The following is a 20,933-nucleotide window of genomic DNA, read 5'->3' on the forward strand; positions in this document are numbered from 1 at the left end:
CCGACTCCATTTCGCCCAATCCTTCAAAAATAAATAAAAATAACTGAATAATCAGATATAAAATAAACAAAAGGACAGAAAGACGGCTTCTTCCGTCTTCTGTTCACAAGTAAAAATTGTCAACATTTCAAGTATAAATTCACAAGCAAAATCGCATTTTTCAGGTATAATAATGGATTCCCCAACTGCATTTTGTGAGCTGAATCCATGTCTGTTGTTCTGCCCTTGCGCGGTGTAACCGCCCTTTCCGATTTCCGTGTTGAAAAACTCTTTCAAAAAGCAGCCGCACTCGGCCTGCCCGAAGTCAAATTAAGCAGCGAATTTTGGTATTTTGTCGGTAGCGAAAAAGCACTTGATGCCGCGACAGTCGAAAAACTGCAAGCCTTACTGGCGGCGCAAAGCGTTGAACAAACGCCCAAAGCGCGCGAGGGCTTGCATTTATTTTTGGTAACGCCCCGTTTGGGCACCATTTCGCCTTGGGCTTCCAAAGCAACCAATATCGCCGAAAACTGCGGTTTGGAAGGCATTGAGCGCATCGAGCGCGGCATGGCCGTATGGCTGGAAGGTGCGCTTACCGACGGGCAAAAACAACAATGGGCAGCCCTGTTGCACGACCGCATGACCGAAAGCGTGTTGACTGACATCGATGCAGCGGCGCAACTGTTCCACCACATCCAATCGGAAACCTTCTCCAGCGTAGATGTATTGGGCGGCGGTAAAGAGGCTTTGGTCAAAGCCAATACCGAAATGGGCTTGGCGCTTTCAGCCGACGAAATCGATTATCTGGTTGAAAACTATCAGGCTTTAAACCGTAATCCGTCCGATGTGGAGCTGATGATGTTTGCTCAGGCAAACAGCGAACACTGCCGCCACAAAATCTTCAACGCTGATTTCATCCTCAACGGCGAAAAACAACCGAAATCCCTTTTCGGCATGATTCGCGACACACATAATGCGCATCCTGAAGGTACAGTCGTTGCCTATAAAGACAATTCGTCCGTGATCGAAGGCGCAAAAATCGAGCGTTTCTATCCGAATGCGGCGGAAAACCAAGGCTACCGTTTCCACGAAGAAGACACGCATATCATCATGAAAGTGGAAACACACAACCATCCGACCGCCATCGCACCGTTTGCGGGTGCGGCAACGGGTGCGGGCGGTGAAATCCGCGATGAAGGCGCAACGGGCAAAGGTTCGCGTCCGAAAGCGGGCTTGACCGGCTTTACCGTCTCCAACCTGAATATCCCGGGCCTGGAGCAGCCTTGGGAACAAGCCTACGGCAAACCCGGCCATATTGCTTCTCCTTTAGACATCATGATTGAAGGTCCGATTGGCGGCGCGGCGTTCAACAACGAATTCGGCCGCCCGAACCTCTTGGGCTACTTCCGCACCTTTGAAGAAAAATTTGACGGTCAAGTCCGTGGCTATCACAAACCGATTATGATTGCCGGCGGCTTGGGCAGCATTCAGGCACAACAAACACACAAAGACGAAATCCCCGAAGGCGCCTTGCTGATCCAACTAGGCGGCCCGGGCATGCTCATCGGCTTGGGCGGTGGTGCGGCTTCTTCCATGAACACCGGTACAAATGACGCGTCTTTGGACTTCAACTCCGTACAACGCGGCAACCCTGAAATCGAACGCCGCGCGCAAGAAGTCATCGACCGCTGCTGGCAGCTCGGCGATAAGAATCCGATTATCTCCATCCACGACGTCGGCGCGGGCGGCCTGTCCAACGCCTTCCCCGAACTCGTCAACGATGCCGGTCGCGGCGCGGTATTCAAGCTGCGCGAAGTACCGCTGGAAGAACACGGCCTCAATCCGTTGCAAATTTGGTGTAACGAATCGCAAGAGCGTTATGTGTTGTCGATTTTGGAAAAAGATTTGGACACCTTCCGCGCCATCTGCGAACGCGAACGCTGCCCATTTGCCGTAGTCGGCACGGCGACCGACGACGGTCATTTGAAAGTACGCGACGATTTGTTCTCCAATAATCCTGTCGATTTGCCGTTGAACGTTTTGCTCGGCAAACCGCCTAAAACCACGCGTACCGACAAAACGGTTACGCCGTCTGAAAAACCGTTTAACGCCGGCGATATCGACATTACCGAAGCTGCCTACCGCGTTTTGCGCCTGCCTACCGTAGCCGCCAAAAACTTCCTGATTACCATCGGCGACCGCAGCGTCGGCGGCATGACCCACCGCGACCAAATGGTCGGCAAATACCAAACCCCCGTGGCCGACTGCGCCGTGACCATGATGGGCTTCAACACCTATCGCGGCGAAGCGATGTCTATGGGCGAAAAACCGACTATTGCCCTGTTTGACGCGCCTGCTTCGGGCAGAATGTGCGTCGGCGAAGCCATTACCAACATCGCGGCGGTCAACATCGGCGACATCGGCAACATCAAACTTTCCGCCAACTGGATGGCGGCGTGTGGCAACGAGGGCGAAGACGAAAAACTCTACCGCACCGTCGAAGCAGTTTCCAAAGCCTGTCAGGCATTGGATTTGAGCATTCCCGTGGGTAAAGACAGCCTATCGATGAAAACCGTTTGGCAGGACGGCGAAGAGAAAAAATCCGTCGTATCGCCGTTGAGCCTGATTATTTCTGCGTTTGCGCCAGTGGAAGACGTACGCAAAACCGTTACGCCTGAGTTGAAAAACGTCGAAGACAGCGTATTGCTGCTGGTTGACTTGGGCAACGGCAAAGCGCGCATGGGCGGCTCGGCGTTTGGTCAGGTTTATAACAACATGACCGGCGATGCACCTGATTTGGACGATACAGGCCGTCTGAAAGCGTTTTACAACGTGATTCAACAGCTTGTCGCCGAAGACAAACTCTTGGCATACCACGACCGCAGCGACGGCGGCTTGTTTGCGACGTTGGTGGAAATGGCGTTTGCGGCACGATGCGGCTTGAACGTGGATTTGACTTCACTGGTTGCCAACCAAGCCGACGTCAACGAAGCCAGCATCCGCGCATTGTTCAATGAAGAACTGGGCGCAGTGATTCAAATTGCCAAACAAGATGTCGCGGCAGCAGAAGCCTTGTTCAAAGCGGCGGCGCTGCCCTTGCATACCGTTGCCACCATCGGTTCTGACGAAAAAATCGTTATCCGCAATCAGGCAGGCATCGTGTTGGAACAAAACCGCGCCGACCTGCAACGCGCATGGCAGGAAACCAGCCACGCCATCCAACGCTTACGCGACAACCCTGCCTGCGCCGACAGCGAGTTTGCCCTGATTGGCGACAACGAACGCAGCGCATTGTTTGCCGACGTGAAATTTGACGTGAATGAAGACATCGCCGCGCCATTCATCAACAGCGGCGCGAAACCCAAAATCGCCATTCTGCGCGAACAGGGCGTAAACGGACAAATCGAAATGGCCGCTGCCTTTACCCGCGCCGGTTTCGATGCCTACGACGTACATATGTCCGACCTGATGGCAGGCCGCGTCCACCTTGCCGACTTCAAAATGCTGGCGGCGTGCGGCGGCTTCAGCTACGGTGACGTACTCGGCGCAGGCGAAGGCTGGGCGAAATCCATCCTGTTCCACCCCGCCTTGCGCGACCAGTTCGCCGCCTTCTTCGCCGACCCGAACACGCTGACATTGGGCGTGTGCAACGGCTGCCAAATGGTCAGCAATCTCGCCGAAATCATCCCCGGCACGGCAGGCTGGCCGAAGTTTAAACGCAACCTGAGCGAACAGTTCGAAGCGCGCCTGAGCATGGTTCACGTCCCAAAATCAGCCTCCCTGATTCTGAACGAAATGCAAGGCTCCAGCCTGCCTGTCGTGGTCAGCCACGGCGAAGGCCGCGCCGACTTCGCACTTCACGGCGGCAAAATTTCAGACGGCCTCGGCATCGCGCTGCAATACGTCGACGGACAAAACCAAGTTACCCAAACCTACCCGCTCAACCCCAACGGTTCGCCGCGAGGCATCGCCGGCGTTACCAACGCCGACGGCCGCGTCACCATCATGATGCCCCACCCCGAACGCGTATACCGCGCCGCACAAATGAGCTGGAAACCGGAAGACTGGACGGAACTGTCCGGCTGGTACCGCCTCTTCGCCGGAGCAAGGAAGGCTTTGGGTTAACCGGCAGGCTGATTTGATTCGGCTTTAAAGAAAAGGTCGTCTGAAAACGATTTAGCGGATTCTGCTATATCTGTTTTCAGACGACCTTTATATGTTCTTTTGCGTATAATACCGAACCAACCGCCGTCATTCCCGTGCAGGCGGAAATCCAGCCCCCTGCATTTCAGAAATACTCAAAGACTACTGTAAATTCAAGCTTCTGGATTCCCGCCTACGCGGGAATGACGGTCATTGGAAAATCAATGCATTACCCCAAATAATTAAATTAGAAAACTTAACTTTGATAGGAAGACTTAATGGCGAAAACAAAATATTCCGCACGGATCAATGGGGAACATATTGATGGGACGATAGAAATTATAAAAAGAATCGTCTTACATCTGCATGATATGGGCAAAACACAATTTAAGGTAAAAGATGTAGATGAACAGATTGAAGAACTAAAAAACCAATGGCAGATTACTCCTGACTATAATGATGATACACATGCTTCTTTGCATGTACTTAGTGTCAATTCAAACTCAAGGAAGCATTATCACGAATCAATGCACCAAGACTTTTTATGGTGGAAAAAAGGAGGAATATTTGAATTATACAAACCAACAAATTTTCAAATAAACTCAACCCAATCTTTGGAACAAGATCTCAGTAAACTCAAAGAACAATTAGCATCCGAAATTGAACCAGAAAAGCGAACCGAAATCGAAACCTTAATAAAAGCTCGTCAAGGGCAAGGCAGATTCCGGCAAAAACTACTCGAACTGTATCCGAGCTGTCCGCTAACAGGTCTAGATATCCAGCCTTTACTCATCGCCAGCCATATTAAACCTTGGAGTAAGTGCAACGATAAAGAGCGGTTAGATCCCTTCAACGGTCTGATGCTCGCACCCAATATCGACGCATTATTCGATAGCGGTCTGATTACGTTTGATATCGACGGTACGATAAAAATCAGTCCAAAAATCAATCTGGAAAATCAAAAGCGGCTTGGAATTTTTCCCGATATGAAATTAGAAATTCGACCAAAAAGCAAAAAATATTTCGAGTATCACCGCAACCACGTTTTCCAAAAAGAAGAATAGGTAGTGTTGAACAGTCCGTTGATTTAAGGTCGTCTGAAAACGATTTAGCGAACCACGCTATATTTGTTTTCAGACGGCCTTTTTGCGTCCTTTTGCGTATAAAGACCAAACCCGCCGCCATCATTCTGTATAATTCCCTCTTTTAAACTATAATCGACATATTCAGACGGCCTTTCCCGACATTATGACTCGACAAGCCTTTATCCTCAGTGATTGCGAATTTCCCGAATGCGGCGAAAAGCCTTACGCCCTATTGACCGCAAATCCGACGAAGGAACACCACTTCATCGCCCAAACCGAGCAGCGGCAACATGCGCATAATCCACAGGTCAGCCCGCAAAACCAAAACGTTTATCGCCTGCCACTGTCCATATTCCATCCTGGCGAAAAAGCCCGCGGCAAAGAACAAAACCGCAGCGAAGCGACAAGCGTCAACATCATCGGCAACTTGGCGGCGAAAAACCTCTATACGCTGACCTTTGTCGAAGACTCTGCCAACCAATACAATCTGGAAAGCTGGTTCAACCGTCATGAAAGCGGCTACGAAGATGCCTGCGACCATCTGCGCATCTTACCCGCAGGCCGTCTGAAAACATCTACGGCAAATGCCGATACCGTCAAAGTACCGGATGCCTTGTGGCGGATATTGCGGCTGAAATTCCTCGGTATTCTGCGCAATCCGCACAACCATAAAAACCTGTTTGCCCACCGCCTGAACCAAACGCTTCGGGCGCGGCTGCCGGAAGTCGGTTTTGAATTTGTCCGCTTGATCAGCAAACGCGACCCCAAGCGCATCGAAGCCATTATGCAGGACTACCGTTTTTCCTTTCTCGGCTATGTCGATTGGCTGGGCGGGCTTTACGGTATGTTGAGCGAAGGCGTGGCGCAGCCGTCGTTGTTTGAACGGCTGTTTTGCAACATCTTTGCCGAACCCGAAGCCGTGAAAATCGAATTGTTCCGCTATCCTGAAAACACGGGGCTGTGCCTGTTTGGCGACAGCGGTTTCTGCCTGCAAGCCTCGGCCAAGCTATTGAGCGTCGGCGTCAATATTTCGCACGATATGTTTGCCATCGTCCATCTGCAAGCTGACCGTTGGCACGCGTTTAAAAACACCTTTCATCACGACGCGCCCAAACTGCAAGGCCAAGTGCGGATTATCGACGGTGACCAAACCCAAAGATTGCTGTTCAACCGACTGTGCATCCAGCAAGCCCATGAAGCCGTGTTCGGCCAAAGTCCGAATATCAAAGATTATTTAGAGGCCGTCTGAAACCCCAAACCAGAAGAAAGCATATGAAAATCACACCAATCCAAGCCCTAAACGACAACTACATCTGGATGATTCAAGAAGGCAACCATACCGTCTGCGTCGATCCGTCCGATGCCACGCCGGTCTTAAAATTCCTTGTTCACAACCACTTGATGCTGGCACAAACATGGATTACCCATCCCCATCATGACCATATCGGCGGCGCAAAAGCGCTGCACAACGGCTTCTTAGAATCCCCAATCTATGGCGAAAGCGACATCGACGTGGCGACGCATACCGTCACCGCAGGTACGCAGTTCCCGTTTGGCGAAGGCTTGGTTACCGTTTGGGCAACTCCCGGCCATACCGACCGACACATCAGCTATCTGCTGGAAAATTCAGACGGCCTGCACGTTTTCTGCGGCGATACCTTGTTTTCCGCCGGTTGCGGCCGCGTATTTACCGGCACAATCGAGCAGCTTTACGACAGCTTCCACCGATTCAACCAGCTGCCCGAAGAAACGCTGTTTTATCCGGCGCACGAATATACCGCCTCCAATCTGCGCTTTGCCCAACATATCGAGCCGGACAACGCCGACATTCAGACGGCCTTGGCCGCAGCCGAACACACGCCGACACTGCCTGTCAGCCTGGTGCACGAACGCAAAGTCAATCCGTTTTTCCGCGTACACCTGCCCCAAGTTCAGGCACGCGCCGAAGAATTAAGCGGACGAAAATTAAACAGCGAACTCGAAGTCTTCGCCGCTTTGCGTGAATTGAAAAATCAATTTTGATTGGGCTTAGTCCCTAAAGAATAAGGCCGTCTGAATAAGCGTGAAACCATGAATCACGCCTGTTCAGACGGCCTTAAAGCCTTCATCAATATCATAACCATAAAAGCATAAGCCTACGGCTGCTTTTTATGTTTCACACATTCCGCAGCATATTGCTCGCCCCAACGGTGTATGGCTTCGATCACAGGCATCAGCGTCCGCCCAAACTCAGTCAGCGAGTATTCCACCTTCGGCGGTACCTGCGGATACACTTCCCGATGAACGATACCGTCGTTTTCCAATTCGCGCAGCTGCAGCGTCAACATCCGCTGGGTAATACCTGCCAACAAACGCTGCAACTCATTGAAACGTCGGGTTTCCCCGTGTAAATAATATAAAATCAATACCTTCCATTTGCCGCCGATAATATCCAAAGTATTAACGACCGGACAGCAAGAGCCGTGTGCGTGTTCTGTTTCCGACATACAAAATCTCCAAACCACAGTATCAAAAATGTGCGTACTTGTTATAAAGTTTGTACCCCCTATAATACAAGCATTCTGTAACAAAAGGCCATCTGAAAGGCTTCAGACGGCCATAAAAAGAAGGAACTTTATCATGCGCAACATCAAACAAATCTACCGAGCCGACAGCCAACACTGGGTAGGCAACGGATTCCTCGTGCAACCTTTGTTCTCCCACATGGCTGACGACCGCGGCACCAATCCATTCCTGATGCTGGACTATGCCGCACCGTATGAATTTGCACCCAACGAAACGCACGGTCCGCGCGGTGTCGGACAACATCCGCACAAAGGCTTTGAAACCGTTACCATCGCCTACCACGGCGAAGTAGCACACCGCGACTCCAGCGGCGGAGGCGGCATTATTTACGAAGGCGACGTGCAATGGATGACCGCTGGCTCAGGCATTATTCATGAAGAATTCCACTCTGAAAACTTCAGCAAAAAAGGCGGACTCTTTGAAATGGTGCAACTTTGGGTCAACCTGCCCGCCAAAGACAAAAACACGCCGCCACGCTATCAGCATCTTGCCAAAGCAAATATTCCCGTCGTCGAATTTCCCGACGAAGCCGGCTACTTACGTCTGATTGCAGGCGAACATGACGGCGTAAAAGGCGCGGCGAACACGTTCACCGAAATGAATGTTTGGGATATTGTGCTTCATGCCAATAAAGAGGCTGAATTGGCAGTACCCGACAATCACAATCTGTCTATGGTTGTCCTGCGCGGAGCGGTGACGTTTAATGGCAATGAACAGGCAACAGCCGGAGAATTGGTCAATTTTGAGCAAACCGGCGGTAAAGTGCGCGTAAAAGCCAGTAGCGAAGAAGCCAAAATCTTGCTGCTTTCCGGCGTTCCGATTGATGAACCCGTAGTCGGCTACGGCCCATTTGTGATGAATACTGCCGAAGAAATCCGACAAGCCATCAGCGATTTCAAAAGCGGCAAATTCGGCCGTATTGATTAAGATATTTGCTTAAACCGCTAACGGAAAGTTTGCTGATTGATTTCATTGTATGCGTTAACCAAGCTCATCAGTGCAAAAAAGGCCGTCTGAACAATATCTGTTCAGACGGCCTTTATTATTTAGGGATTATTCCCACTCAATCGTGGCAGGCGGTTTGCCGCTGACATCATAAACCACGCGGTTGATGCCTTTGACTTCGTTGATGATGCGGTTGGACACGCGGCCGAGCAGCGAGTATGGCAGTTCTGCCCAGTGCGCAGTCATGAAGTCGCTAGTAATCACGGCACGCAAAGCTACGACGTAATCGTATGTGCGACCGTCGCCCATCACGCCGACGGATTTCACAGGCAGGAATACGGCAAAGGCTTGGCTGGTCAGGTCGTACCAAGATGTACCGTTTTCATCGGTAGTATTGCGCAATTCTTGGATGAAAATGTCGTCCGCCTGACGGAGCAAGTCGGCGTATTCTTTTTTCACTTCACCCAAGATACGCACACCCAAACCCGGGCCCGGGAACGGATGACGGTACACCATTTCGCGTGGCAAGCCCAAAGCCACGCCCAATTCGCGTACTTCGTCTTTGAACAAATCACGCAACGGCTCAAGCAATTTGAGCTTCATGTTTTCAGGCAGGCCGCCGACATTGTGGTGGGATTTGATGGCGTGGGCTTTTTTGGTTTTCGCACCTGCGGATTCGATTACGTCGGGGTAAATCGTACCTTGCGCCAACCATTTGGCGTTGGTGAGTTTTTTCTCTTCCGCATCAAATACTTCGATAAATTCCGCACCGATGATTTTGCGTTTTTTCTCCGGATCGGCCACACCGGCAAGTTTCGCCAAAAACTGCTCTTCGGCATCAACGTGAATCACGCGTACGCCCAAGTTGCGGGCAAACATATCCATCACCATCTTGCCTTCGTTCAAACGCAATAGGCCGTGGTCAACAAACACGCAGGTCAGTTGGTCGCCGATGGCACGGTGAATCAGCGCGGCCGCTACGGAAGAGTCCACGCCGCCGGACAAACCTAAAATCACTTCGTCGCTGCCGACTTGTTCGCGGATCTTGGCAACGGCTTCTTCGATGTAGTTCGGCATGGTCCAGCTGGGTTGTGCGCCGCAAATACCCAAGACAAAGCGGTTCAACAGCGCGCGGCCTTGTTTGGTGTGGGTCACTTCAGGATGGAATTGGATGCCGTAGAATTGTTTCTCAGCGTTTTCCATCATGGCAATCGGGCAAGACGGCGTATCGCCGATGACAGAGAAGCCGGTAGGCAGTTTGGAAACTTTATCGCCATGGCTCATCCAAACGTCGAGCGTATTAGGCGCATCATCTTGAATGCCGCGTGTCAGCTCGCTGTCGATGGTTTTCACTTGCGCATAACCGAATTCGCGTTGGTTGCCCGGGCTGACTTCGCCGCCCAAGTGGTGCGCCATAAATTGCATGCCGTAGCAAATACCCAAAACCGGAATGCCCAAATCGAAGATACCGGTATCGGCTTGATAGTCGGATTCGTAAACGGAATTGGGACCTCCGGAGAGAATGATGCCTTTCGGATTGAAGGCTTTGATTTCTTCCAAAGGCATGTCGAAAGAATGCAGTTCGCAGTAAACGTGGGCTTCGCGCACGCGGCGGGCGATCAGCTGGGTAACTTGCGAGCCGAAGTCGAGGATGAGGATTTTGTCTTGGGTCATGGCGGAAACTTTGCAAAATGTAAGAAAACGGTGCGGCCGGGAGGGTAAATTTCAAATTTAAACCACAATAAAAAAGGCCGTCTGAATCGGCGGATTATACCATTGTTCAGACGGCCTTTATAGGGCAAAACCCAAATCTCTCATCTTTCTATTTTGTGTGTTTCTCAGGAATCATATCGCTGCGCGAGAGCAACAGCAGGCAACCCAACACGACCATGCCGATGGCCAATAACGGCGAAAGGTAAATCCAGTAACTCATGTGCAGATAAATGGCTGTACCGATATAAACCAACATCGGGCCGGAAACGATGGACTGTTTGTTGATGCCGTCCATAATCAACACGGCAAAGCCCAAAATAATTAATGCGCTGGCAATCATGGTCGATGTCGCAGGCAAAATATCCGTAGCACGTAAAAACCAAATCGCGCCAAAGATAATCAAAAATAAAGGCAGGAAAAGTGAGGGGCGGGACATAACAACGCTCCGTAAAGGTTTCAGACGGCCTGTATTATTGGGTGCGCCGGACATGCAGGCAAGATATAAAAATGCAATCTTGTGTGTAATTATGCAAAGGTTGGCACAACAAAAAGGCCGTCTGAACCGTGGCAAACCGAAATCGAATATTTCAATTTATCCTGTTTCAAACGGCCTTTTAAATCATCAGGCTTTGCCGGTGCTGCCGAATCCGCCTTCACCCCGCTCGCTGGCAGCAAACTCGTCCACAACCTTAAACGCAGCTTGGACAACCGGCACAATCACCATTTGCGCGATACGCTCCATCGGCTCGATGGTAAACGCTTCTTTACCACGGTTCCACAAAGAAACCTTCAATTCGCCTTGATAATCCGAGTCAATCAAACCGACCAAATTGCCCAAAACAATACCGTGTTTATGACCCAAACCGGAACGTGGCAACAAAACGGCTGCATACGCAGGGTTGGCCAAATGCACCGCCAAACCGGTCGGCACAAGATACACATCGCCTGGCTGCAATACAACGGCTTCATCCAAGCAGGCACGCAAGTCCAAACCGGCAGAACCGGGCGTTGCATAAGCAGGCAGGGAATCGGCCATTTTCGGATTTAAGATTTTCAGTTCGACTTCGGTTTGCATGACGGGACTCCATATGGTTCTAAATTAGAAAGGGCTACGATTATACACAAATGCCCTTGAGGCCGTCTGAAAAAACGGAGTATGATTCAGTCAGACCTAAGGAGAAAAATCATGGATTTACACAATATCCGCGAAGATTACAGCAAACGCGAGCTATCGGAAGCCGAGTGCCACGCCGACCCGATTGTCCAATTCGAGCAATGGCTGAACGAAGCGATTCACGCCGAAGTCAACGAGCCGACCGCGGTCAACGTTGCCGCCGTAGGCGAAGACGGCAGACCCAACAGCCGCATGGTGCTGCTGAAAGAAGTCAACCCCAAAGGCTTTGTTTTCTTTACCAATTACCACAGCCGCAAAGGCCGCTCCTATACGGTACACCCCTTTGCCGCCATGACTTTTTTCTGGCCGGAACTCGAGCGCCAAGTGCGCATTGAAGGACGCATCGAAAAACTCGACGCCGCCGCTTCGGACGAATATTTCGAAAGCCGCCCCTACACCAGCCGTATCGGCGCATGGGCAAGCGAACAAAGCGAAGTGATTTCCAGCAAAGCCGTCTTGGTGGCCAAAGCCGCAGCCGTCGGTGTCAAACATCCCCTGCATGTTCCCCGCCCGCCGCATTGGGGCGGATACCTCGTTATTCCCGACCGCATCGAATTCTGGCAAGGCCGCCCCAGCCGCCTGCACGACCGCATTCAATACCGCCTGGTTGACGGCAACTGGATACGCGAACGCCTTTCGCCATAATTTTCGGATTTTCAAACAAAAATTTACTGGTTGAGTTACAATACAGCCTTTCATCGGCAGGCCGTCTGAATCTGATTTTCAGACGGCCTTTTCCCCCAATCCAACCCCTGCCGCAACCGCCGCAGAAGAACCGCTTTTTCAAGCGAGTTAGGAAAAATCATGTCCAAACAGCCTTCCAGCAAACGCCAATGGCGCGACGGCGTATCATCTGCCGCCAAGAAACCTTCCAAACCGGCCAAATCCTTCGCCAATAAAAAACGTCCAGACAACGAACGCAAAACATCAGGCAAACCTTACGGCCAAAAAGTTTCAGACGGCCCTAAAGCTCAAAATATTGCCCCAAAACAACGTGCCGCCAAAGCCAAAAAACTGGTTGTCCGCAACCCAAATCAAAAAATCATGGAGCACGCCCGCGATTTGAAAGAACGCCGCAGCGACCTTTCCCGCTTTGAACCCGAGCGTCTGCAAAAAGTCCTGGCCGCCTCCGGGGTCGGCTCACGTCGCGAAATGGAAGAATGGATCAGCAACGGCTGGGTAACGGTCAACGGCCGCGTCGCCCAACTGGGCGAAAAAGTCACACCCGACGACCATGTTACCGTCAAAGGCAGCATCATCAAACTCAAATGGGCAGACCGCCTGCCGCGCATCATCCTCTACTACAAACAAGAAGGCGAAATCGTTTCCCGCGACGACCCGCAAGGCCGTGTCAGCATTTTTGACCGCCTGCCGCAAGCAGCCAGCAGCCGCTGGGTGGCCATCGGCCGTTTGGACATCAATACCAGCGGCCTTTTGATCCTGACCACCTCAGGCGAACTGGTTCAACGCTTTGCCCACCCTAGCTTTGAAGTCGAACGCGAATACGCCGTGCGCGTATTGGGCGAGTTGACCACCGAACAAATGCGCGTCCTGACCGAAGAAGGCGTGATGCTCGAAGACGGTTTGGCAAAAGTAGAACGTATCTACGAACAAGGCGGCGAAGGCGCAAACAAATGGTACAACGTCGTCATCAAAGAAGGCCGCAACCGCGAAGTACGCCGCATTTTTGAAAGCCAAGGCCTCACCGTCAGCCGCCTCGTCCGCGTAGGCTTCGGCCCTATCGGCCTGCCAAACCGCCTCAAACGTGGCCAGTTCTACGAACTCAATCCGGCAGAAGTTGCCAACATCATCAAATGGGCAGATATGCTGCTGCCAGGCGAACGTCGCCGGAAGAAAAGTTAATGTAAGATAAATCGGGGCTGAGGCCTTTACAAAATCGTCTCAGCCCGACAAAATCTTGCCTAAGTCATAAAATAGTGGGTTAAGTTTAGACCAGTACCGCATTACTCCGCCTTGTCCTGATTTAAACTTAACCCACTATTCACACATTAAAATCCAAATAAAAAGTGACTCTGCGCTCTCGTTGAATCTGCCAATACACTGCCATCAACACTTTATAATAATCAGCATGTGATATTTTCCTGGAGCTTAAATCATGCCCCGTTTCTTCCTAAAAACCGTTTCCATACTCACTTTGGCAGCTTTGACTGCGTGTTCTGACTCAAAAGAATACTCGAACCCCTCTTTTGGTCCCTCTCTAGGATTCAAGGAAAGCCAAATTGTTGCCATACAGAAGGTTAAAACACCTACTGTCAAGGTTCGAAATACAGAACGCTACCAAGACCAACCCGACCAACCGGTTAAATCCGTTGCTCAAGAACCTGTTTCCACATTCAGCATCGATGTCGATACCGGCAGCTACGCCAACGTCCGCCGATTTCTGAACAACGGCAAACAGCCGCCCAAAGATGCCGTGCGCATTGAGGAAATCATCAATTATTTCCCTTACAACTATCCACTGCCTACTGACGGCCGTCCCTTTGCCGTTCACACTGAAACCATTGATTCTCCATGGCAACCGGAAGCCAAGCTGATCAAAATCGGTATCCAAGCACAAGACACGGCAAAGAAAGACCTGCCGCCCGCCAATCTTGTGTTCCTCGTGGACGTATCCGGCAGTATGGCTGCAGAAAATAAACTTCCGTTGGTTCAAAAAACGCTGCGTATCTTGACCCAACAATTACGCCCGCAGGACAAAGTTACCCTGATTACCTATTCATCAGGCGAAGAGCTGGTGCTTCCGCCCACATCAGGTTCAGATAAAGAAACCATCCTGAAGGCCATCGACAAGCTGAAAGCCGCAGGCTCGACTTCGGGCGAATCCGCTTTACGCATGGCATACGAAGAAGCGCAAAAAGCCTTTGTACCCAACGGCATCAACCGTATCCTGTTGGCGACCGATGGCGACTTTAACGTTGGCGTATCTGATACCGAAACCCTCAAATCCATGGTTGCCGAAAAGCGTAAAACCGGCGTTTCACTCAGTACGCTAGGCTTCGGTACGGACAATTACAACGAAGACATGATGGAACAAATTGCCGATGCAGGCGACGGCAATTACAGCTACATTGACAACGAAAAAGAAGCGAAAAAAGTCCTGCAACAGCAGCTGACCTCCACACTCGCCACCGTTGCACAAGATGTCAAAATCCAAGTCGAATTCAATCCTGCCACTGTCAAAGAATACCGCTTGGTCGGCTACACCAACCGCACCCTGCGCAATGAAGACTTCAACAATGACAAAGTAAATGCGGGCGATATCGGCTCAGGCCACAGCGTGACCGCCATCTATGAAATCATTCCGGCAGGCAAAAACGGTTGGCTGAACGAATCACGCTATCAAAAAGCCCCGGCCGCCAAAGGCAGTAAAAACGAATACGCCTTTGTCAAAGTACGCTACAAACTACCTGGAAAAAAAGACAGCAAGCTGATGGAACAAGCAATTCCCGTTGGTAGCAAACCGCTGGAGCAAGCCGATAAAGACACCCTGCTCGCCCTTGCCGCAGCTTCCTATGCGCAAGCCCTGCGCGGCGGTGAATACAACGGCAAACTCAGTTGGAGAGACATCGAAAACATGGCACAGCAAGTCCAAGGCGATGATCCGTTTGAGCTGAAATCGGAATTTCTCCAATTGGTTCGCATTGCCGCCGGTAATGAAAAGCAATCAGGTCCTTTGGTTAAAGAATAAAACCTGAAAAAGGCCGTCTGAAAAACATTCAGACGGCCTTTTAATTACACTTTTTATTTTTCCGATTTCAACACGCGTTGACGGCGTGTTTCGCTCAATACCATGCCAGCGCTGACGGAAACATTCATGCTTTCGACTGTGCCAAACATCGGAATCGATACCAGCATATCACAATGTTCGCGCGTCAGGCGGCGCATGCCCTCGCCTTCGTTGCCCATCACCCAAGCCACACTGTCGGGCAGGTCGCAGTGGTAAAGGTCGGAGTCGCCGCCCATGTCCGTACCGACAATCCAAATGCCGTATTCTTTCAATTCACGCAAAGTACGGGCAAGATTGGTTACGGTAATATACGGCACGGTTTCCGCCGCACCACAGGCAACTTTGCTGACGGTCGCATTCAGGCCGACACTTTTGTCTTTGGGCGCAATCACGGCATGCACGCCCATCGCATCGGCAGTACGCAGACACGCGCCGAGGTTGTGCGGATCGGTAATGCCGTCCAATACCAGCAAAAACGGTGGTTCGCTCAGGTTTTCCAACACATCTTCCAAGTGAACATGGTTTTTGGAAGCATCGATAAATCCGACCACGCCCTGATGACGCGCCCCTTTGCTGATGGCATTCAGGCGGTCGGCATCGGCAAAATGCACGCGTACGTTTTCAGAGGCCGCTTTATCCAATACATCGCGGGTGCGCGCATCGGATTTGCCCTCTTGGATATAGAGTTCGGTAATCGATTTCGGGTTTTGCCACAAACGGGCATTGACGGCGTGAAAGCCATAGATGAGTCGTTGGTTTGCCATGTTTTTGCTTTATCAAAAAATTCAGACGGCCATTATAACAAGTAAGGCCGTCTGAAAATTTTTTATTTCATCAAATAACCGAGTATGCCCGATGTGCCAACGCCGATTAATACCGTCACCAACATCGAAAACCGGCTGGCGGCCAATACTGTTAAAGCAATGGCAATCAGCTCATGCGGTTTGTCCGATACAAAATAAGGCGCAATCACGGAAATCAACACGCAGCCCGGCGCGGCCTCCATAACCACTTGCGCGCGACGGCTCAACGTACGGTTGCGCAATGCAAAAAAGCCGATTAATCGGGTCGAATAGGTTACGGCCAACATACTTAAAAACAGCAAAAACGATTGCAGCGACAACAAATCCTTCATTTTTGCTCTCCCCAAAAATACGCCGCCAACAAACCCGACAACGCTCCGGCCGGAACATACCATGCGCCGTCCACGGTCAAATAGGTTACGCACGCCACAATCAGGCTGACAAACCAAGGGCGTGAAGCCGCAAAGCTCTTCCACATACCGCGCAGCAACACCAAAAACACCGCAGGAAACGCCATGCCGAAGCCCCAAGCCGCCACATCGCCGAACATCGGACCGACTGCCGCGCCAAACGCCGCAAAACCAATCCACGTTACATACAAAATAAAACACACACCGGCATAAAACGGCATATTGAACGCAGGCAAGCCTGCCGCCTTACGCTTTTGAATTTCAGCAAACGCCATTGCCCAGCTTTCATCACACATCACAAACAGCGCAGGCATCGCCTTTTTCAACGGCATATCCCTCATATACGGCGCAATCGCCGCACCCATCAGAATATGGCGCGAATTAATCATAAACGTTACCGTTGCAATCAGCAGAATCGGCAAAGGATTTGCCCACAAATTGACTGCGGCGAATTCCGAACCTCCGGCAAAATTCATGCCCGTCATCAGCAGCATTTCCAGCCAACTCATGCCCTTCTGCCCGCCCTGCATACCCAAAATCAGCGCCCACGGCAACAGACCGATCAACATGGGCGAGGTTTCTTTGATACCGCGCAGAAATTCCGATTGGGGAGAAACAGTGTGATTCATTTTAATTGAAACGGTTTATTAAAAAGAAGCGACGTATTATAAAGCATGCTGTCTGAACAAGGGTATAATACGGAAAAATAGATTTATTTACGGAAACCGATATGACCCACACCGTCCATCTGCAGTTTGAAGAAATTGACAATACCGTATTGCAACGCCTGTGCGGCGCACTCGACAGCAATCTCGAAGCCTTAGGCAAAGCCCTTAATATCCAAATCAGCCACCGCTTCGAACATTTCACCTTCATGGGCGAACTGGCACACGCCGGCCGCCGTGCCTTGCTGTCGCTTGCCGAAGCCGCAGAAAAAGGCGACTTGGACGACAACGCCATCAGCCTCGCGGCCGTTGAAGCCAAAACAGCAGATGAAAAACACGAAGAAAAACACCACGACCAACAATACTATTTCCGCACCAAACGCGGCAGCATCGGCGGCCGCACACCGCGCCAAAACGGCTATATCCGCGCCTTGCTCAACCACGATGTCGTGTTCGGCTTAGGCCCGGCCGGTACGGGCAAAACCTATCTTGCCGTTGCCGCCGCCGTCGATGCCATGGAAAAGCACCAAATCGAACGCATCGTTTTGGTGCGCCCAGCAGTCGAAGCAGGCGAAAAATTAGGCTTCCTGCCGGGCGATTTAGCGCAAAAAGTCGACCCCTACCTGCGACCGCTTTACGATGCGCTTTATGACTTGATGGGCTTCGACCGCGTGACCAAACTGATGGAAAAAGGTTTGATTGAAATTGCACCGCTGGCCTATATGCGCGGCCGCACGCTCAACGGCGCGTATGTCATTTTGGACGAAGCGCAAAACACCACCCCCGAACAAATGAAAATGTTCCTGACCCGTATCGGCTTCGGTGCCAAAGCAGTCATTACCGGCGACATCAGCCAAATCGACCTGCCGCGCAACATCAAATCCGGCTTGAAAGATGCACGCGAAAAACTGCGCGACGTAGAAGGCCTGTATTTCCACACCTTCACCAGCGAAGACGTTGTCCGCCATCCATTGGTACAGAAAATCGTCGAAGCCTATGAAGCTGCCGAAGAACAAGCTGAAAAGAAAAACGACGAATAATCTTTTCAAACACTGAAGGCCGTCTGAAAATTAAATTTCAGACGGCCTTCCTACATCATTCGTCACATAATGCTGCTATAATCCGAAAATCAAGTAAAACAACGACTTCAAAAGGAAAAATATGACCCTCAAGCCACCCGTCCGAATCGCCGTTACCGGCGCGGCAGGCCAAATCGCCTACGCCACCCTCTTCCGTATCGCCGGCGGCATTATGCTCGGACGCGACCAACCCGTTATCCTGCAACTGCTCGACCTGCCACAGGCGCAACAAGCATTGCGCGGCGTGATTATGGAAATGCAGGATTGCGCCTTCCCACTCTTGGCCGACATCTTCGCCACAGACGACCCCGAAGTCGCCTTCAAAGATGCCGACATCGCCCTCTTGATTGGAGCGCGCCCGCGTACGCAAGGCATGGAACGCGCCGACTTGCTGCACGCCAATGGCGAAATTTTCAAAGTACAAGGCGCGGCGTTAAACAAAGTTGCCCATTGCAACGTCAAAGTCCTCGTCGTCGGTAACCCAGCCAACACCAACGCCTACATCGCCATGAAGTCTGCACCCGACATCCCGCCGGAAAATTTCACCGCCCTGATGCGTCTCGACCACCACCGCGCCGTCAGCCAAATTGCCGAAAAAATCAACCGCCCGATTACTTCCATCGAGCAAATGTGTGTCTGGGGCAACCACAGCCCGACCATGTACGCCGACTACCGCTACGCCACCAGCAACGGCGAGTCCGTCCAAAACATGATTACCGAACCCGACTGGAACACCGAAGTCTTCATGCCGAAAATCGCCGGACGCGGTGCCGCCATTATCGCCGCGCGCGGCTCATCATCCGCAGCCTCCGCCGCCAATGCCGCCATCTACCACCTGCGCGACTGGCTGCTCGGCAGCAGCGGCAAATGGGTAACGATGGGCGTTCCATCCGATGGCTCTTACGGCATTCCCGAAGGTTTGGTTTTCGGCTTCCCCGTCATTTGCGACGCAGGCAGCTACCGCATCGTCCAAGGCTTAGATTTGTCAGACGAATTCAGCCAAAAACGTATTGCAGCCACGCTGGCCGAATTGGAAGAAGAGCGTTCAGCCATCCAAGATCTACTCTAAAACAAAGGCCGTCTGAAAACCAAATTTCAGACGGCCTAAATAATTAAATGCCCATTCTACAATCATTTTTAAAGGGGCTGTACTAGATTAGCAGATATGTTACCCTCGAAATATGAAGATAACGCACTGCAAATTAAAGAAAAAAGTACAGAAAGAACTGCTCCGTTTTTTTGTGCTGGAAGTTACCGCCCGTTCTGCCGCCGATATTTTGGGCATCCATCCCAATTCGGCAGCACTGTTCTACCGTAAAATCCGCACGGTTATCAGCCATCATTTGGCCTTGGCTGCCGATGAGGTTTTTGAGGGCTCTGTTGAGTTGGACGAAAGCTATTTCGGCGGACGGCGTAAAGGCAGACGTGGTCGCGGTGCGGCAGGAAAGGTGGTTGTCTTTGGCATCCTGAAACGCAACGGACGGGTCTATACCGTTGTCGTAGATAATGCTAAGTCCGATACTTTGATGCCTGTTATCAAACGGAAAATTATGCCGGACAGTATTGTTTATACTGGTAGTCTGAGCAGTTACGACAAGTTGGACGTGAGCGGTTTTATCCATTACCGCATCAACCATTCCAAGGAATTTGCAGACCGTCAGAACCACATTAACGGCATTGAGAACTTTTGGAATCAGGCAAAACGCGTCTTACGCAAATACAACGGAATCGATCGCAAATCCTTCCCGCTGTTCTTGAAAGAATGCGAATTTCGGTTTAACTTCGGCACACCCTCCCGGCAGCTTAAAATCCTGCGGGAGTGGTGTGAAATTTAGGGCTAATCTAGTACAGCCCCTTATTTTTTTCAGCATAAACTGATAGTTTATCGATAGTAGTAGCAAATTGTTTTTCAGTAAATTTGACAAACCTCTTATTTTGAAGACTACTAAATAGGCCGTTCAAATATTTGTTATATTTTTCCTGATACTTTCTGAACACATCCAATACCTTCCGCTGCCCGCTTTCACTCCAGCCGCCGTAGAAATATATAGTAATGCCCAGCCCCATCTTGGCATACAGCCTGTGTTCGTCGTCGTACAGTTCGCAACGCTGCGCATGAAACATAATGTCGTTCAAACGGTTTTTTTGTTCTTTAGGGGTCATGCTTTGTCCTTTCGTAGAGATTGAATATTTTAAGCCGTCTGAAAAACCGTTTTCAGACGGCCTGTTCGCTTACCTGGCCGCCGCACCAACTGCTGCCGCACCTAATCCTATAAAAGTCAAAAAAGCCTGAACCGAAACGGCGTAGGGCGCAGTACCCGTCCCAGCAGTGAAAAACGTAACCGCCGCACCAATGGCAATAACTAGAACCACCACCGCGCCGATGGCAATCACCTGCATCCAGTCAATCTTTTTAATTTCCTCCTGCTCTGTTAGTTGAACTACATGTGCTTATTTTTTATTCAATTTCAGATAAACATTTATTAATAATAGAAAAGAATATAAAAAAAATATTAAAATTAGTTCAATATTAAATTTCATACTAGAAAAAATTATATTTAAAAATAAATTTATTTCTACCATTTTACTTGTTAGATAAAATATACAAATAAAGAATATAATTC

General features: G+C 50.7%; 20 protein-coding genes. 11 read left to right on the forward strand and 9 right to left on the reverse strand.

The window, feature by feature from the left end:
• Positions 1 to 207 precede the first annotated feature (207 nt).
• The 4 genes from purL (at position 208) to gloB (ending at position 7,229) form a co-directional block, all read left to right on the forward strand.
• Complete coding sequence (purL, locus tag ACTHUG_RS10550; protein ID WP_440386631.1) at positions 208 to 4,104, forward strand: phosphoribosylformylglycinamidine synthase; 3,897 nt, start codon at positions 208 to 210, stop codon at positions 4,102 to 4,104.
• 296 nt (positions 4,105 to 4,400) lie between these two features.
• Positions 4,401 to 5,186 (forward strand): HNH endonuclease, encoded by a 786-nt coding sequence (locus ACTHUG_RS10555; RefSeq protein WP_440386630.1) that lies wholly within the window; start codon positions 4,401 to 4,403, stop codon positions 5,184 to 5,186.
• 184 nt (positions 5,187 to 5,370) lie between these two features.
• Entirely contained in the window at positions 5,371 to 6,456 is a 1,086-nt protein-coding gene (locus tag ACTHUG_RS10560) for a hypothetical protein (RefSeq protein WP_440386629.1), read from the forward strand.
• A 23-nt stretch (positions 6,457 to 6,479) separates the two neighbouring features.
• Entirely contained in the window at positions 6,480 to 7,229 is a 750-nt protein-coding gene (gene gloB, locus ACTHUG_RS10565) for a hydroxyacylglutathione hydrolase (RefSeq protein WP_440386628.1), read from the forward strand.
• A gap of 113 nt (positions 7,230 to 7,342) precedes the next feature.
• On the opposite strand, the gene ACTHUG_RS10570 is transcribed toward gloB, so the two are convergent.
• Complete coding sequence (locus tag ACTHUG_RS10570; RefSeq protein WP_440386627.1) at positions 7,343 to 7,693, reverse strand: winged helix-turn-helix transcriptional regulator; 351 nt, start codon at positions 7,691 to 7,693, stop codon at positions 7,343 to 7,345.
• Positions 7,694 to 7,826: 133 nt separating this feature from the next.
• Here ACTHUG_RS10570 and ACTHUG_RS10575 point away from each other — a divergent pair, with 133 nt between their 5' ends.
• Entirely contained in the window at positions 7,827 to 8,699 is an 873-nt protein-coding gene (locus ACTHUG_RS10575; protein WP_440386626.1) for a pirin family protein, read from the forward strand.
• 126 nt (positions 8,700 to 8,825) lie between these two features.
• On the opposite strand, the gene guaA is transcribed toward ACTHUG_RS10575, so the two are convergent.
• The 3 genes from guaA to dut all read right to left on the reverse strand — a co-directional run bounded on the left by guaA (position 8,826) and on the right by dut (position 11,505).
• Positions 8,826 to 10,391, reverse strand: coding sequence for a glutamine-hydrolyzing GMP synthase (gene guaA, locus ACTHUG_RS10580; protein WP_440386625.1), 1,566 nt, complete (start codon positions 10,389 to 10,391; stop codon positions 8,826 to 8,828).
• A gap of 148 nt (positions 10,392 to 10,539) precedes the next feature.
• Positions 10,540 to 10,866 carry a hypothetical protein gene (locus tag ACTHUG_RS10585; RefSeq protein WP_440386624.1) on the reverse strand — a complete coding sequence of 109 codons (327 nt, stop codon included), beginning with the start codon at positions 10,864 to 10,866 and terminating at the stop codon, positions 10,540 to 10,542.
• Between the two features lie 186 nt (positions 10,867 to 11,052).
• Positions 11,053 to 11,505, reverse strand: coding sequence for a dUTP diphosphatase (dut, locus tag ACTHUG_RS10590; protein WP_003680707.1), 453 nt, complete (start codon positions 11,503 to 11,505; stop codon positions 11,053 to 11,055).
• Positions 11,506 to 11,616: 111 nt separating this feature from the next.
• On the opposite strand from dut, the gene pdxH reads away from it, so the two are divergent.
• The 3 genes from pdxH to ACTHUG_RS10605 all read left to right on the forward strand — a co-directional run bounded on the left by pdxH (position 11,617) and on the right by ACTHUG_RS10605 (position 15,313).
• Positions 11,617 to 12,249, forward strand: a complete 633-nt coding sequence (gene pdxH, locus ACTHUG_RS10595; protein WP_440386623.1) for a pyridoxamine 5'-phosphate oxidase — start codon at positions 11,617 to 11,619, stop codon at positions 12,247 to 12,249.
• Positions 12,250 to 12,408: 159 nt separating this feature from the next.
• Positions 12,409 to 13,467 (forward strand): pseudouridine synthase, encoded by a 1,059-nt coding sequence (locus ACTHUG_RS10600; protein WP_440386622.1) that lies wholly within the window; start codon positions 12,409 to 12,411, stop codon positions 13,465 to 13,467.
• A 253-nt stretch (positions 13,468 to 13,720) separates the two neighbouring features.
• Complete coding sequence (locus ACTHUG_RS10605; protein WP_440386621.1) at positions 13,721 to 15,313, forward strand: vWA domain-containing protein; 1,593 nt, start codon at positions 13,721 to 13,723, stop codon at positions 15,311 to 15,313.
• 53 nt (positions 15,314 to 15,366) lie between these two features.
• On the opposite strand, the gene rlmB is transcribed toward ACTHUG_RS10605, so the two are convergent.
• The 3 genes from rlmB to ACTHUG_RS10620 form a co-directional block, all read right to left on the reverse strand.
• On the reverse strand, positions 15,367 to 16,116 hold the full coding sequence (gene rlmB, locus ACTHUG_RS10610; protein WP_440386620.1) for a 23S rRNA (guanosine(2251)-2'-O)-methyltransferase RlmB: 750 nt from the start codon (positions 16,114 to 16,116) through the stop codon (positions 15,367 to 15,369).
• A gap of 62 nt (positions 16,117 to 16,178) precedes the next feature.
• On the reverse strand, positions 16,179 to 16,487 hold the full coding sequence (locus ACTHUG_RS10615; protein WP_003680717.1) for an AzlD family protein: 309 nt from the start codon (positions 16,485 to 16,487) through the stop codon (positions 16,179 to 16,181).
• Positions 16,484 to 17,194, reverse strand: coding sequence for an AzlC family ABC transporter permease (locus ACTHUG_RS10620; RefSeq protein ID WP_440386619.1), 711 nt, complete (start codon positions 17,192 to 17,194; stop codon positions 16,484 to 16,486). Before ACTHUG_RS10620 ends, ACTHUG_RS10615 begins: the two co-directional genes overlap by 4 nt.
• 101 nt (positions 17,195 to 17,295) lie before the next feature.
• Between ACTHUG_RS10620 and ACTHUG_RS10625 the strand changes: the two genes are divergently transcribed.
• From ACTHUG_RS10625 to ACTHUG_RS10635, 3 genes are all read left to right on the forward strand, one after another.
• Entirely contained in the window at positions 17,296 to 18,270 is a 975-nt protein-coding gene (locus ACTHUG_RS10625; RefSeq protein WP_440386618.1) for a PhoH family protein, read from the forward strand.
• A gap of 121 nt (positions 18,271 to 18,391) precedes the next feature.
• A complete protein-coding gene (locus ACTHUG_RS10630; RefSeq protein WP_440386617.1) occupies positions 18,392 to 19,378 on the forward strand; it encodes a malate dehydrogenase in 987 nt (328 codons plus the stop codon).
• A 112-nt stretch (positions 19,379 to 19,490) separates the two neighbouring features.
• Positions 19,491 to 20,144, forward strand: a complete 654-nt coding sequence (locus ACTHUG_RS10635; protein ID WP_440386616.1) for an IS1595 family transposase — start codon at positions 19,491 to 19,493, stop codon at positions 20,142 to 20,144.
• Between the two features lie 7 nt (positions 20,145 to 20,151).
• On the opposite strand, the gene ACTHUG_RS10640 is transcribed toward ACTHUG_RS10635, so the two are convergent.
• A complete protein-coding gene (locus ACTHUG_RS10640; protein ID WP_440386615.1) occupies positions 20,152 to 20,472 on the reverse strand; it encodes a hypothetical protein in 321 nt (106 codons plus the stop codon).
• A 69-nt stretch (positions 20,473 to 20,541) separates the two neighbouring features.
• Entirely contained in the window at positions 20,542 to 20,709 is a 168-nt protein-coding gene (locus ACTHUG_RS10645) for a hypothetical protein (RefSeq protein WP_440386614.1), read from the reverse strand.
• Positions 20,710 to 20,933 lie beyond the last annotated feature (224 nt).

This window comes from Neisseria sp. P0022.S009 (assembly GCF_051956675.1).
Lineage (GTDB): Bacteria > Pseudomonadota > Gammaproteobacteria > Burkholderiales > Neisseriaceae > Neisseria.

What these genes read in the sequence shown, in the direction of transcription:
- purL (WP_440386631.1), top strand. Translation starts at nt 208, where the DNA reads ATGTCTGTTGTTCTGCCCTTGCGCGGTGTAACCGCCCTTTCCGATTTC.
- ACTHUG_RS10555 (WP_440386630.1), top strand. Translation starts at nt 4,401, where the DNA reads ATGGCGAAAACAAAATATTCCGCACGGATCAATGGGGAACATATTGAT.
- ACTHUG_RS10560 (WP_440386629.1), top strand. Translation starts at nt 5,371, where the DNA reads ATGACTCGACAAGCCTTTATCCTCAGTGATTGCGAATTTCCCGAATGC.
- gloB (WP_440386628.1), top strand. Translation starts at nt 6,480, where the DNA reads ATGAAAATCACACCAATCCAAGCCCTAAACGACAACTACATCTGGATG.
- ACTHUG_RS10570 (WP_440386627.1), bottom strand. Translation starts at nt 7,693, where the DNA reads ATGTCGGAAACAGAACACGCACACGGCTCTTGCTGTCCGGTCGTTAAT.
- ACTHUG_RS10575 (WP_440386626.1), top strand. Translation starts at nt 7,827, where the DNA reads ATGCGCAACATCAAACAAATCTACCGAGCCGACAGCCAACACTGGGTA.
- guaA (WP_440386625.1), bottom strand. Translation starts at nt 10,391, where the DNA reads ATGACCCAAGACAAAATCCTCATCCTCGACTTCGGCTCGCAAGTTACC.
- ACTHUG_RS10585 (WP_440386624.1), bottom strand. Translation starts at nt 10,866, where the DNA reads ATGTCCCGCCCCTCACTTTTCCTGCCTTTATTTTTGATTATCTTTGGC.
- dut (WP_003680707.1), bottom strand. Translation starts at nt 11,505, where the DNA reads ATGCAAACCGAAGTCGAACTGAAAATCTTAAATCCGAAAATGGCCGAT.
- pdxH (WP_440386623.1), top strand. Translation starts at nt 11,617, where the DNA reads ATGGATTTACACAATATCCGCGAAGATTACAGCAAACGCGAGCTATCG.
- ACTHUG_RS10600 (WP_440386622.1), top strand. Translation starts at nt 12,409, where the DNA reads ATGTCCAAACAGCCTTCCAGCAAACGCCAATGGCGCGACGGCGTATCA.
- ACTHUG_RS10605 (WP_440386621.1), top strand. Translation starts at nt 13,721, where the DNA reads ATGCCCCGTTTCTTCCTAAAAACCGTTTCCATACTCACTTTGGCAGCT.
- rlmB (WP_440386620.1), bottom strand. Translation starts at nt 16,116, where the DNA reads ATGGCAAACCAACGACTCATCTATGGCTTTCACGCCGTCAATGCCCGT.
- ACTHUG_RS10615 (WP_003680717.1), bottom strand. Translation starts at nt 16,487, where the DNA reads ATGAAGGATTTGTTGTCGCTGCAATCGTTTTTGCTGTTTTTAAGTATG.
- ACTHUG_RS10620 (WP_440386619.1), bottom strand. Translation starts at nt 17,194, where the DNA reads ATGAATCACACTGTTTCTCCCCAATCGGAATTTCTGCGCGGTATCAAA.
- ACTHUG_RS10625 (WP_440386618.1), top strand. Translation starts at nt 17,296, where the DNA reads ATGACCCACACCGTCCATCTGCAGTTTGAAGAAATTGACAATACCGTA.
- ACTHUG_RS10630 (WP_440386617.1), top strand. Translation starts at nt 18,392, where the DNA reads ATGACCCTCAAGCCACCCGTCCGAATCGCCGTTACCGGCGCGGCAGGC.
- ACTHUG_RS10635 (WP_440386616.1), top strand. Translation starts at nt 19,491, where the DNA reads ATGAAGATAACGCACTGCAAATTAAAGAAAAAAGTACAGAAAGAACTG.
- ACTHUG_RS10640 (WP_440386615.1), bottom strand. Translation starts at nt 20,472, where the DNA reads ATGACCCCTAAAGAACAAAAAAACCGTTTGAACGACATTATGTTTCAT.
- ACTHUG_RS10645 (WP_440386614.1), bottom strand. Translation starts at nt 20,709, where the DNA reads ATGCAGGTGATTGCCATCGGCGCGGTGGTGGTTCTAGTTATTGCCATT.